11 protein-coding genes and 1 pseudogene are annotated in these 13194 nt (G+C 54.8%); 8 read left to right on the top strand and 4 right to left on the bottom strand.

The genetic code is table 11. The features are described 5' to 3' along the window. Positions 1-112: 112 nt before the first annotated feature. The 6 genes and pseudogenes from ACZ1HF_RS11635 (at position 113) to ACZ1HF_RS11610 (ending at position 6720) form a co-directional block, all read left to right on the top strand. Positions 113-1087: a sugar ABC transporter substrate-binding protein gene (locus tag ACZ1HF_RS11635; protein ID WP_472657659.1), complete on the top strand. Its 975-nt coding sequence runs from the start codon at positions 113-115 to the stop codon at positions 1085-1087. 81 nt (positions 1088-1168) lie between these two features. Continuing rightward, complete coding sequence (locus tag ACZ1HF_RS11630; RefSeq protein ID WP_472657658.1) at positions 1169-2668, top strand: sugar ABC transporter ATP-binding protein; 1500 nt, start codon at positions 1169-1171, stop codon at positions 2666-2668. Then, the gene (locus ACZ1HF_RS11625; protein WP_472657657.1) at positions 2665-3630 is read left to right on the top strand and encodes an ABC transporter permease; all 966 of its coding nucleotides are present in this window, start codon (positions 2665-2667) and stop codon (positions 3628-3630) included. Before ACZ1HF_RS11630 ends, ACZ1HF_RS11625 begins: the two co-directional genes overlap by 4 nt. Next, the gene (locus ACZ1HF_RS11620) at positions 3627-4565 is read left to right on the top strand and encodes an ABC transporter permease (RefSeq protein ID WP_472657656.1); all 939 of its coding nucleotides are present in this window, start codon (positions 3627-3629) and stop codon (positions 4563-4565) included. The genes ACZ1HF_RS11625 and ACZ1HF_RS11620 overlap by 4 nt, the downstream gene beginning before the upstream one ends. 80 nt (positions 4566-4645) lie before the next feature. Further along, a pseudogene (locus ACZ1HF_RS11615) lies at positions 4646-6045 on the top strand (selenium-binding protein SBP56-related protein). Next, positions 6046-6720 (top strand): hypothetical protein, encoded by a 675-nt coding sequence (locus ACZ1HF_RS11610; RefSeq protein ID WP_472657655.1) that lies wholly within the window; start codon positions 6046-6048, stop codon positions 6718-6720. A gap of 103 nt (positions 6721-6823) precedes the next feature. Here ACZ1HF_RS11610 and ACZ1HF_RS11605 read toward each other — a convergent pair whose 3' ends face one another. The 4 genes from ACZ1HF_RS11605 to ACZ1HF_RS11590 form a co-directional block, all read right to left on the bottom strand. After that, entirely contained in the window at positions 6824-8113 is a 1290-nt protein-coding gene (locus ACZ1HF_RS11605) for an MFS transporter (protein WP_472657654.1), read from the bottom strand. Between the two features lie 39 nt (positions 8114-8152). Beyond that, a complete protein-coding gene (locus ACZ1HF_RS11600; protein WP_472659039.1) occupies positions 8153-8356 on the bottom strand; it encodes a hypothetical protein in 204 nt (67 codons plus the stop codon). 143 nt (positions 8357-8499) lie between these two features. After that, positions 8500-9732, bottom strand: a complete 1233-nt coding sequence (locus tag ACZ1HF_RS11595; protein ID WP_472657653.1) for a molybdopterin dinucleotide binding domain-containing protein — start codon at positions 9730-9732, stop codon at positions 8500-8502. Continuing rightward, positions 9689-10789, bottom strand: a complete 1101-nt coding sequence (locus ACZ1HF_RS11590) for a molybdopterin-dependent oxidoreductase (protein ID WP_472657652.1) — start codon at positions 10787-10789, stop codon at positions 9689-9691. The genes ACZ1HF_RS11595 and ACZ1HF_RS11590 overlap by 44 nt, the downstream gene beginning before the upstream one ends. A 99-nt stretch (positions 10790-10888) precedes the next feature. Here ACZ1HF_RS11590 and ACZ1HF_RS11585 point away from each other — a divergent pair, with 99 nt between their 5' ends. Both ACZ1HF_RS11585 and ACZ1HF_RS11580 read left to right on the top strand, forming a co-directional pair. After that, positions 10889-11824, top strand: coding sequence for a transketolase (locus ACZ1HF_RS11585; protein WP_472657651.1), 936 nt, complete (start codon positions 10889-10891; stop codon positions 11822-11824). Positions 11825-11849: 25 nt separating this feature from the next. Further along, positions 11850-12854, top strand: coding sequence for a transketolase family protein (locus tag ACZ1HF_RS11580; RefSeq protein ID WP_472657650.1), 1005 nt, complete (start codon positions 11850-11852; stop codon positions 12852-12854). Positions 12855-13194: the final 340 nt, after the last annotated feature.

The following is a 13194-nucleotide window of genomic DNA, read 5'->3' as shown; positions in this document are numbered from 1 at the left end:
GGCATACAAATTGTCATATGTTAAGCATGATTTCGCGCCGAGCCTTGGACTGGCATGAAAGATGTGATTACTTCAGGCGTCTGGAATAAGGCGTCACCCTAGGGAGGAAATAATGAAAAACACGTTGAAGATCGTGGCCGTACTGGCTGCATCCGTGTCAATGGCCAGCGCGGCAGCGGCTGATGGACACGCGACACTTGAAGGCAAAACAGTTGGTGTCGCCGTTGTTGGCACCCAGCACTTTTGGGACCGCGAGGCGTTTAACGGTGCCGTGAGCACTGTCGAAGAACTTGGCGGAACAGTGGTTCCCGTTGATGGTGGTCGTGACAATCAGGTTCATGCTGACAATCATGATATCTTGCTGAACCAAGGCGTCGATGCGGTTATCTCGATCCTTGGCGATGATGCGGTTGAGCCAAAGTTCGAAGCACTGAAAAACGCGGGCATTCCCGTTTTCACAGTCGATCACCAGTCACCCCATGCGGTGAATAACACCACTTCTGACAACTACTACATGGGCACCACAATTGGCCGTTACATGGCTGACGCCATTGGTGGTGAAGGTAAGGTCGCAGTGTTCAACGCCTTTGAGGGTGCGTTGCGCATTTGCGGCATTCGCGCGGGTCTGTGGAAATACGTCTTGCAGGATTATCCGGGCATCGAGATTGTCCAACCTGAGCTGGCCGAGGAATTCGCCAATGCGCCTGAAGATGCTCGCAAGAAGACACTTGATCTGCTGAGCCAATATCCAGAAGGAACACTGGACGCGATCCATGTGGGCTGCTGGGACCAACCTGCCATCGGCATCGTCCAGGCGCTTGAAGAGGCCGGGCGCACAGATGTCTTGGTCACTGCCCTTGATGGTGGACCGGATACGCTTGAAATCATGGCGGAAGATGGATCCCCCTTTGTGGCAAACGTGGCGCAACAGCCCAACCTGATCGGCTCTACAGCCGCACAGAACGTCGCTGCGCATTTTGCGGGTGAAACGCTCTTGCCGCAGACATTTGTGGATGTATTCCCGGTAAATGGCCAAGAAGAAGCGAAAGCAGCTTACGAGGCGCTTGGCTACGGTACACTTGACTAAAATCTTCGTTGAAAAGGCCAGCGGGTCAATGCGGGCCTTTTCACATGACCTTCTGACAAATCCATAACAGAAAGCCCTGCCGTGGCAGACGCCCTTTTGCACATGCACGACATCACCAAGTCGTTCCCCGGTGTATTGGCGCTGGATGAGGTGGAACTGAAGGTTCTGCCCGGTGAAATCCACGGTTTGGTGGGTGAAAACGGGGCCGGGAAATCAACGATCATCAAAGTTTTGGCGGGTGTCTATAAGCCGGATGGTGGCACGGTGTCCGTGAACGGACAGCACGTGTCCGATCTTACGCCGCGCACCATACACGCAGCGGGCGTCCGGTTCATTCATCAGGAATTGCATCTGGTTCAGCATTTTACCGTGACTGAATCCGTTTTCATGGGGCAGGAAATCGCAGGTATCACAGGTCTGTCACGCCGCGACATGCAGCGCCGGGCCGAGGCGTTTTTTCGTGATGCATTAGGCACTGAGCTGTCGGGTAGAACCCTGATCCGTGACCTGGGTATCGCCGAGCGCAAGCTTGTTCAGATCGCCCGCGCTTTGATCGACGGGCAAGCCACGCTTGTCGTGTTTGACGAACCAACCGCACCGCTGTCCAGCGGCGAAACAGAAAAGCTGTTCACGGCGATCACGAAACTGAAAGAACGCGGCATCGCGATGATCTATGTGTCGCATTATCTGGCCGAGATTACCGATATCTGCGACCGCGTGACGGTCCTGCGCAACGGGAAAAATATCTGCGTCTTTGACGAAATCCGCCTCGAGACTGCTGATGATATGGTGACAGCAATGGTCGGCCGTGAGCTCGAAGCGCTGTTCCCCGATGGGACGCACCACCCGACCGCCGAGATGCTCCAAGTCGAAAACCTTTCAAGCGACGCTTTTGACGACGTGTCGTTCGACGTCAAGGCTGGTGAGATTGTCGGCATTGCGGGGCTCATCGGCTCTGGCCGGGAAGAGCTGATCGACACGCTTTATGGTCTCAAAAAAGCAGCCGTAGGGACGCTGCATTTCAACGGCCAGCCCTTGCGGATGGCAGCCCCCAAAGATGCCGTAGCGGCCGGGATCGTTCTTGTGCCGCGCGACCGGAGACATGATGGGCTTGTGCTGAGTATGTCCGTCAGCGACAACGTGAACCTTGCTTCGCTTGATGAAATATCAACGGCGTTGATCGAGCAGCGCAAGGCTGGTCAGAAAAAGGCCGAGCTTGTGGCAGAGCAACTCGACATCCGTCCCAGAGATCCTGCAGTGATTTCGCGCAACCTGAGCGGCGGCAACCAACAGAAGGTCGTCTTGGGACGCTGGCTCACCCGTGGGGCGAAACTGTTTATGCTGGATGAACCCACCGTTGGCGTCGATGTCGGTGCCAAGGTTGAGATTTACACGCTTGTCGAAAAGCTTGCCGCTGATGGGGCCGCAGTTTTGGTATCCTCGTCGGACCCCGGTGAGCTTGTTGGCCTTTGCGACCGCATCCTTGTGATGTTGCGCGGTCAGATCATTGCCGAGATCAGCACAGAGGGCCTTGGGGTCGATCATCTGGTTGCGCTGACCACAGGGGGGCAAGCGGCATGATTGTTGCACAGTCGCCGTTGCGCCGTGTTTTAGATGCGCTACCGATTACCGTGTTTGTGCTTTTGTTTGTTTACTTAAGTTTTACGGCGGCGAATTTTCTAAGCTTCACTACATTCGAATTGATCCTCAAACAGGCCATTCCAACTGTGATCGTCAGCCTGGGCCTTGCGACTGTTATCATTGCAGGCGGTGACGATGTGGTGTCCGGCGGCATTGATCTGTCAATTCCGGCGACGGCGATCATCTGCGCGGCAATCATTGCGGATCAAGTGACAAACCAACAGACGCCCTATCTTTGGGGGCTGATCCTTGCGCTTGGTGCCGCAGCCATCGTCGGCGCAATCAATGCATCGCTTGTGGTTTGGGTTCGGATGACACCGCTTTTGGCAACGCTTGCGACTTCTGTGGCTGTGGTAGGTGTTACCAAGGTCATAACCGAGAGCCGCAGGATCGGCGTGAGCGATCCCGTGATCATCTATATCCGGGATGGCAAAATCGCAGGCATTGCCGCCGGGGTCGTTCTGACGGCAATTGTTGCACTTGCCTTCTGGCATGTGGTGCACCGGACCAAGTGGGGTATGAACCTGCAAGCCACCGGTGGCAGTCGGGATGCAGCCGAAATCAGCGGGATTGCGACAAATCGATTTGTCGTACAATCCTTCCTGCTGGCGGCCTTTGCAGGCTGGATTGCAAGCTCGTTTGTACTGGCGCGCGGGTCAGGTTCATCCCCCGGATCCGAAGAAAATCTTTTGCTGGAAATGGTTCTTGCGACATTTCTTGGTGCGGCTTTCTCACCCCGCCGTGTCGTCACCGTCTGGGGCGCAATCCTTGGGGCGATATTGGTGTCCGCCTTATCGGTTGGTTTTATCTCCATTGGTGTCGATGTGTTTTGGACCGGATGTATCAAAGGCGCGCTGATCTTGCTTGTCGTTGCCTCAGCCGCAGCAGGGCGCGAGCAATGAAAAATATCCTCGCCCGCAATGGTTTCCTGATCATCATTGCTGTCTTTTTCGTCTTTTTCTCACTCTACAACCCGGCGTTCCTGACGCTGGGCAATCAGCTCAATATGATCGAAGGCTCCGCAATCCTGCTGATCCTTGCCCTTGGCATGACGCTGATCGTGGCAATGGGCGGAATTGATTTATCCATCGGGATTGCCTTTGACATGGGGGCCGCCTTTGCCGTGGTGGCGCTGAAAGAATATGACGCCGGCTGGCAGGTGGCTTGCCTTGTCGGTGTTCTTGGCGGTGCCAGTGTCGGAGTTCTGAATGCCTTTTTGATCGTTGGCCTGAAAGTCAGCCCCTTCATGGCGACCTTGGGCACATTCTTTATTGGTTCCTCTGTCCAGAGGATTTTTACCAATGGAGGCGGTCCAATATCGCACCGCAGGATGCCGCAAGAATACCGTGATCTTGCAGTGGGCGACATCTTTGGCATCCCTACAGAGATCATCATCGCAGTTGTCGTTCTCGTTCTTTATTTTATCTTCCTTGAGCGCTCGATCCTCGGCAAACGCATTCATGCGATTGGCTTGCAGCGCTCTGCCGCCAATGTCGCAGGCATTCCCGTGCGCAAGTATATGTTCGTGGCGTTCATCATCGCCTCTGCGACCTGCGCGATTGGAGGCTTGATCGGGTCTGCAAATATCCGAATGTTCACCCCGCTCGCCGGGTTTTCATACTTGCTTGATGCGATTGCCGCCGTGTTCATTGGCGCATCTATCCATCCCAAAGGTCGGCCAAATGTGATAGGCACATTGATTGGCGTTTTGTTCCTTGGGATGATCGGCAACGGGCTGAATCTAATGGGGTTGAATTTCAATCTCAAGGATGCCCTGTCAGGTTTAATTCTCGTAGGGGCGTTGGCCCTTGCCGTCGGGCAGAGAAGACTGCGCTAAGCAGCTTTTGGTCGAACGAGACCCAAAAAGCCTACCATCCGCTCAACGGATGCCATGCTTTGTTTTTTGGGAGGAAAGACATGAATTTACGACCAGACCCGACGTTTCACGCATCAGCCAAACTTGCCATGCAAGCACCGGTAGAGAACTATGCCTTTACGGTCATGCTCAGCCCTGATGGATCGCAATCCGATGGGATCGCTGTCGTCGACTTAAATCCAAAATCCGACACTTATGGCCAGATCGTGCATCAAGTGATCGTTCCGACCAAGGGGGATGAGTTTCACCATTTTGGCTGGAACGCCTGTTCTTCATCGCTATCCCCTTTGACCGGCCATGCGTTTCTTGAGCGGCGCTATTTGATTGTGCCGGGGATCCGGTCTTCGCGCGTCTATGTGATCGATGTCAAAGAACCGCTAAAGGCCAAAATTCACAAGATCATTGAGCCCGAGGAAATCTTTGCAAAGACCGGCTATTCGCGCCCACATACGATCCATTGCGGCCCCGAAGGCATCTATGTCTCGACCCTTGGCGGGGCAGGGGAGGACGGCACCGACGGCCCGCCCGGTATCTTCATCATGGATTGCGAAACTTTCGAGGTGATCGGCCGCTACGAGATGGATCGCGGCAAACAAGACAAGCACTACGATTTCTGGTGGAATCTGCCGCAAGATTACATGGTCAGCTCTGAATGGGGTCTGCCGCCGCAGTTCGAGAATGGCGTGGTCCCAGAGGATTTGCTGTCCAACAAGTACGGCCATTCGATCCATTTCTGGGATCTGCGCAAACGTAAGAACGTACAAACCATCGACTTTGGCGAAAACTACCAGATGGCGTTAGAAATTCGCCCTGCCCATGATCCTACGAAGTCTTATGGGTTTTGTGGCGTTGTGGTGGACACGACCAATCTGCAAGGCGCGATCTTTACATGGTGGCGCGGCGACGATGGAACGTGGCAGGCAAAGAAAACCATCAGCATCGATCCCCGCCCCGAGAAGGCCGAGAACCTACCACCACTGCTGCAAGGATTCGAGGCAGTGCCCCCGTTGGTCACAGACATCGACCTGAGCCTCGACGACAAGTATCTTTACGTCGCCTGCTGGGGTTTGGGTGAGATGCACCAATATGATGTCTCTGACCCGATGAACCCCGTGCTGGCGGGCAAGGTCGAGCTGGGCGGTATCGCGAAAGGCACAAACCACCCCAACGGCAAACCCTTTGTGTATGGCCCGCAAATGGTCGAGGTCAGTCGAGACGGCAAGCGTGTCTATTGGACCAACTCGCTTTATTCCACATGGGACGATCAGTTCTACCCCGATGACGAAGGTGGGCAGATGGTCATGGCCCGAGTTGGTGAGGATGGCAGTTTTGCGCTTGATCCGGATTTCTACATCGACTTTCCAAAAGGCTATCGCAGCCACCAGATCAGGCTTGAAGGGGGGACTGTTCGACCGACAGTTTCTGTTATCCGAATGTCTAAGTGATCTCGGAGCTCAACACGTTGGCGGCCCTGTGGTGGGCCGTCATCTTGTCCGGCCTCTACCATGGGCTGAACCCCGGCATGGGTTGGCCCCTTGCTGTTTCCGCCGCTCTGATGGAGCAAAAGCGCAGTGCCTTGCCAAAAGCGCTGGCGCTGCTGTCGCTTGGCCATTTCCTTGCCATGCTGGCGATCCTCTTGCCGTTTTCGCTGATGCTCGTTCTTGTGATGTGGGAGATCGAAATCCGCGTGGGTGCAGGCCTTTTGGTGATTGCGATGGGGGTCTATCTTCTGATCAACCGCAGACATCCCAAAATCCTCGCACGGGTTCATCCTGCACGTCTGACGCTGTGGTCCTTTCTTGCCGCAAACGCCCATGGCGCAGGTCTTATGCTGGTGCCGCTTTTTCTGGGGATATGCGCCGTTGATGCCGATACCGGTCATAAGGCCGCAGAAACACTTATGCGTGGCAATGTCCTTACGGCTTTTGGCGTTGCATTGGTTCACACAGCGGCAATGAGCCTTGCAGGTGGTATCATCGCCCTGGTGATTTACCTGTGGCTGGGGCTACGGTTTCTCTCGAAGACGTGGTTCAACCTTGATGTCTTTTGGGCCGTCAGCCTGATTTTGGTTGGCGCATTCGGTATCTATGCCGCGATCACAGGTCTGCTCTGGTAGGGGGCAGGATCGTACGTTAGCGAAACCAGCCGTTTGTTAAATGCGCAGCGAATGCTACCGAAGAGCCCAAAATGATCAATGCTGCACGGCGCACGAATGTCAGCTATTCGGCTTCTACGGCCAGTCGTCTGACCAACACCAAGATCAGTATCACTGCAATGAACAGAAACACCGCACCGACAATCCATGCGATAGGTGTAGAGTAAATTTCAGCGACAGTTCCAGCCAAAACCAGACCCAATGCGGCCCCCAACTGTTGTATCAGCGATCTCAGAGACAGCATGGTCGACCGCTGACGGTCTTCTACACAGCGATGCAGAATGCTGCTGGCCGGCGTTTCGCTGACACCAAGGATCACAGAATACAGGACGAATACCGTCACAAAGCCGATGATACTGCCTTGCAACGCCAATGCGATCTGAACGCCTGCCAAGCAAGCAAAGGTCGCCGCCAGCGTCATGGCGTGCCACCGCTTGAAGATCCGGCTGATGTGCGGAGACAGAGATGCGCCGAAAGCGATGAAGAAGAAATAGGTCGCAGTCACGACACCGATGACGGTGTTTGCATAACCCTCGTCCAACATGGGTTTTGCATGGGTCGGCCAGATCACCTCGACAGGGTTGGTTGCCATCAGAAAGAACGCCAACGCTGCCAGAAGTATCGACAGAGCGGGATGTTTCAGAGCCAAAAGGCTCGCGTCCTTTATCACCGTTGGGACATTAGCGAAGCCGTGCATGAGAGCAGTGACGTTCATCGGGCGCGGTTTTTCGACAATGGCCAACATCGTGAAAACAAACACGCCCAACATCACACCGAAGCTTGCCACGTAGGACACATCATAGATGCTGAACCCAAGGCTTTTCGCGACCCCGCCCAAAATATCGGGCAGAAGACCTCCCAAGACGGCGCCAATGGCCAACCCTACGGCATTGGCCCATTGCGCTTTGGCCAGTGCGGGCTGGACATCCACATTAGGCGCGGTGGCCTTGAAAGTTTCGACAAACCACGCATCAAGCGTGCCCGATCGAAGCGCGCGTCCAAAACCGATGAATGCAAATGAAAGCGCCAGAACATGGAAATCACGCGTCGAGAGAAAGAGCACGAGCGAAATCAAACTGGCGACGACCGCCGTCAAAAAGACCGGCTTGCGGCCAATGCTGTCGGCGAGGCCACCAAACGGCAGTTCCATCGCCATCGTCGTGAGCGAGTAGATCCCGAAGAGAAGCGAGATTTGAAAGAGGTCCATGCCGCGGTCTGTCAATGCCAGAGCAACAACGGCGACTGTCAGTCCCATCGCAAAACGGTCAAGGAACTGGTGTATCTGAAACACGCGAATGTGCCGTCGCGCTGACGGGTTCAGTGCTGAGAAAGAGAACTCGATTTCGGTGGCCATCGTTGCAGCATCGTCGTTGGTGTCGACATGCACAATACATTAAGCGAGCCAGAACCTATGCCACGCACCGTAGCGGACGTTCGCAAGCGGTGCGAAGGTCTGCTCCGTCTCGCATCTTACCAGTTCATGTCCCGCGCAGCCAAAGTCATATCTAGTTTCTTTTTGGGGTCGGTAGATGGTCGGGTGTGACACGGAAAACACCTCAGCCAGATCGCTAATCGAATAGTCCCCCGTACCATGCATTCGGCAAAGCTCTTTTTGCTGCTTGTCGGACAGCTTTGGCTGTTTACCCCGCAACTTCCCTTTAGAGCGGGCAGGCCATGCCTTCGCGGACCGCAGCAATTGCCTGAGCCAGCCCTCTACCGGAGCGGACCCCCTATCACGGGTCACTGATCCACGATTTGCGGGGGTTTATGTACCGTGATTTTGGGCAAGGGCCCCTGCCATTTCCGTATACGCACAAGGGCCGTATGTGCGATGTTGCCCTGGCTTAGCCCAGTGCTGCCTTTGTCGATTGTCAGCATGTTGGGGTTGCCGTGAATACAGGCCAGTTTGCCATTAATTATCTGCAGGTCAAGCCATGCACCTGTTGGCAATGAGATACAGTCGGATCGTATCGCATCAACAATTTGCACCCCCACCAGACAGGCTCCACGCGCGTTTTCTATCACAATGACATCCCCTGATGTGACACCGTATTTCTTGGCGGTATCGGAATGTAGCATACAGGTTTCGCGCCCGGCAGTTTTTGTCGCAAGCGAGGTTGGTCCGTTGTCATTCTGCGCATGAAGGCGTGTGTCGGGCTGGCCTGAGATCAGATGGAATTGGTCAGGATCAGCGTCACCCAACCACTCGATAGGCGTTTGCCAGCTTGGGCTGGCCGGGCAGTCGGGCAGCTGCATGTCAGCAATAGCTTGGCTGGCAAGCTCGATGAGACCGCTGGCGGTATTCAGGGGGCTCTCGTTTGGCGCAGCGACAAAATCTTGCAACTGGACACGCAGGTCCGCCGTATCTGGGATGTCGAATATGCCTGCAGCCTTAAACGTGTCGAAATCAGGAAGCTGAAATCCGTGCTTATCTGCGACGCTGGCGCAATCCTGCCAGAGCGCATCTTGCCAATCCTCTACGCTGCGTCCTTCGGTAAAGGCCTCATGCGTCCCCATGCGCTGTGCTAAATCTGCGAAAATCCTGTAATCATCGTGGGCCTTGCCCACGGGTGTGATAGCCGCAGACATATAAACCAACGCAGTATCGCGGCGGTTGATCATGATGTCATTGCGTTCCAAAGCAGAGGTTGTGGGTAGCACGATATCCGCGCGGCGGGCAGTCGCGGTCCAGCTGTGATCCATTACCACGACAGTCTCTGGTCGCTGCCACAGCTGGTCGAGGCGGGCAAGGTCTTGGTGGTGATGAAAGGGGTTGCCACCGGACCACCAGATCATCTTGGTGTCGGGGTAGGTGCGATACTCACCATTATAGGTGTAAGCGCCACCGGGGTTTTCCAGCATATCAGCAAGCCGCGCGACAGGAATGTAGTCATCGACGGGATTGTGGCCTTGTGGAACGGACGGCCAATCAATCAGGCGATGCGGTCTCGCCAACTGGCTCGGTCGAGCCATATCCAAAAGCGAACCCGGTGCCGGGCTGTCCGATTTGACCCAGAACACAAGCCAACGCCAGCCCCGTCCAAAGCACGATCTCGCCGTGATCAGACCTTTGCATGGACCACGCTAGATTGATCATTGTCTTTGAGCGCGCCATGCGCCGTGCAAGATCGCGAATGGTTTGTGCGGGGATGTCGCAAATTCCGGCGGCCCAAACTGCGGTCTTGGGCGTCCCATCGGAGCCCATAACATAGGCTTCAAAGACGTCTGCCCCATGGGTGCAGCGGCTCAGGAATGCGCGATCTGCGTGGCCATTGACAAAAAGCTCATGTGCCAGTCCAAGCATTAACGCAATATCGGTGCCGGGACGTGGAGCTATCCATTCGGTGTCCATGTGATTGGCTGTATCGGAGCGCAGCGGTGAAATGTTCACGACGCGGCATCCGTTGGCCTGTGCTTTATCCATCCAATCCTGTGTCTGATGCATCGTCGTGCCAGACGATGCCACCTGTGCAGCCCGTTTGGAAATGCCCCCAAATGCCAGCAGCAATTCGCAATGCTCAGCCACCAGAGGCCAGCTTGTCATGTGGTCCTGAAAAGCCCGGTTCGTATATCCGATGAGATGGGGCAGAATGACCTCTGCGGCGGCATGTGAATATGTGTTTGCGGAACCGACATAGCCCCCAATGGTGTTCAGAAATCGCCGCAACTGCGATTGCGCATGATGAAACCGCCCGGCTGCTGCCCAGCCATAGGACCCCGCGAACAGGCCGTTGTTTCCGTGCGTGTTGATCACGCGGCGCAGTTCTTCGGCTGTGATATCAAGCGCTTCATCCCACGGGACTTCGACAAAACCGGCGTCACCGCTGCGGTGCCGATCCCGCTTTGACATCCAGCCTTCGCGGATGGCCGGACGCATGATCCGGGCGTTGCGATCTTGCATCGCCGCCAGCCAGCTTTCACCAATACGCGAGGGGTGTGGATCGCGTGGCAATGGGCGCAGTTTTACATCTGCACCAGAGTTTTCAATCTCGTAGGTTCCCCAGTGCGCCGCTGTGTATTTTTTTCTCATACAAATGGCTCCTACCGCCACCAAAGGACTTTTCAAATGGCATACAATTTGACATATGTAATGTCGAGATCAAGATATCTGTCTGGGAGTATGACGCGAATGCTGCAAAACGAGAAGACAACTGAAGACATCGCGTTGGGAATTCGTCGGCGGGTCTTTGAGCATGCCATGCGCAACAATGGCGGGTATCTGTCTCAGGCCTGTTCCGCCGCTGAACAATTGGCATGGCTTTATAATGAAGAGCTTAATCTTGGCGCTCCGACATTGCCGATGATCCCCAAGCCGTTTGAAGGTGTGCCAAGTGCGGACAACACCGACTATCACACCGGTGCAGGCTATAACGGCCCGTTTGAACCTGACCTCGACCGTTTGTTCATCGCGCCTGCGCATTATGCGCTGGTAGCTTATGCCACCCTGATCGAAGTCGGGCGCATGGCACCTGAAGGTTTGGAGATGTTCAACAAGGATGGGTCTTCGGTCGAGATGATCGGGGCAGAGCATTCGCCGGGCATGGAAGTTCATAACGGCACTTTGGGTATCGGCCTTTCAACGGCAGCGGGTCTTGCGTGGGGTCGCAAGCAGCGTGGTGAGACAGGCAAAGTCTGGGTCTACATGTCCGATGGCGAGGTGCAGGAAGGTCAGACATGGGAAGCCATCCAATGCTGCGCACACCACAAGATCGATAACGTGAAAGCGATCATGGATGTGAACCGGCAACAATGCGACGGCGCGATGAATTCGGTCATGGAGGTCGGAGATATCGCCACAAAGATGGAAAATTTCGGGGCGAAGGTCGTCTGGGCTGACGCACATAACCTTGACGAAATCCGTGAGGCTGCAAGAACGCCGCACCGCGGCAAGCCGCTGATCATTCTTGCAAACTCATCACCCTACCGTGGCATGCCAACGCTGATGGAACGCTTCCCACGCCTTCATTACGTGCGGTTCAAGTCTGAGAATGAACGCGCGCGCTATAACAAAGAAATCGCCAAATCGCTCAAGGTTGATCCCGTTGATTACGAAGGAGCGCACTAATGGTTGGTCTGAAGGAGCACGCGATATGCTAGAAATGGTCAGCCGCCCGTATGAACGCGCATTTGAGAAATATGCCCTTGCCAATCCAGATGTACTTTGCCTGTCAGCGGATCTGACCTCGTCCTGCGAGATTGACAAATTCCGCGACAAGCATCCCGAACAGTTCCTGTCGCTTGGTATGGCCGAGCAAAACATGATGAGCTTTGCCGGGGGCCTTGGGCTTGCGGGGTATCGGCCGTTTATTCACACCTTTGGAGTTTTTACCTACCGGCGCCCTTACGACCAATTGATGGCCTCGATCGCTTATCCACGGCGCAAGGTCCGGATCATGGGCTTTTTACCTGGCATCACAACCCCCGGTGGGATGACGCACCAGGCGATTGAAGACATCAGCGTCATGCGCTCGATGCCAAACATGACCATCCTAGAGACAGGGGACGCGACCGAGGTGGAAAGTATCTGTGAAGCTGCCGACAGCATCGACGGTCCTGTTTACTGCCGTGTGCTGCGGGGACAGATGCCCCGACTGTTCGACACACCAATTGTGGTTGGCCAAATGCGCAAGTTGTCTTTGGGCGGTGATATTCTGATCGTCACAGCAGGTATCACAACCGAAGAAGCAATGCGTGCCACAAAAGCACTTGAAAGTGCCGGTGTTTCGGTACGCCATTTGCATCTGAACACAATCAAACCGTTCAATGCAGAAGCCATGCTGGATCACATTAACAGCGTCAAAGGCGGTGTGGTCACGCTCGAAAACCATGTCACGGAAGGCGGCATCGGTTCATTGATGGCCGAGATTATGGCAGATAACGGTGTGGGTAAAAAACTCAAACGCTTGGGACTGAAAGATACCTATGCTCATGGTGGCAGCCGCGCGTATCTTATGCGGTATTACGGCTTAGATGCGTTGGCCTTAACCAGAGGAATCGAAGATCTCATCGGGCAAAAACTGGGCATTACCGAGGAAGACCTCTCCGCCGCCCGCGTGGACGCGGTTCATTCCCTTGCGAAGGCAGAGGGGTTGTGATCCGACAGGTCATGCGCAAGATCCGATGCTACGGTGTGAAACGTCAGGTGATTTTGACCTTCACGTCACGACATTGACCCAAAAATGAGAGCGGCTGCTATTTGTATGGATCGTGGTGAAATTTTGTAATTATCCGATTTTGTTCTTTAATCTGTCAATGCGTGTTCACTGTACTTTCTTCGCTTTGCGTCTGAGGTTGCCTTTGTTCTCTTCGAACTCATTGGTTCATGATGGGGTTAGCTGCGTGTCTGTCGGCAAGGTGGAAACCGCAATTGGCCGGTTTAGGCTGTTGCTACAGAATCGTTGCCGTGTTTCACGCCCTCCCTTGAACATCCCGCAT

The organism is Litoreibacter sp. GN1-5 (assembly GCF_055693805.1).
This window is presented reverse-complemented; position numbering and strand designations above follow the sequence as displayed.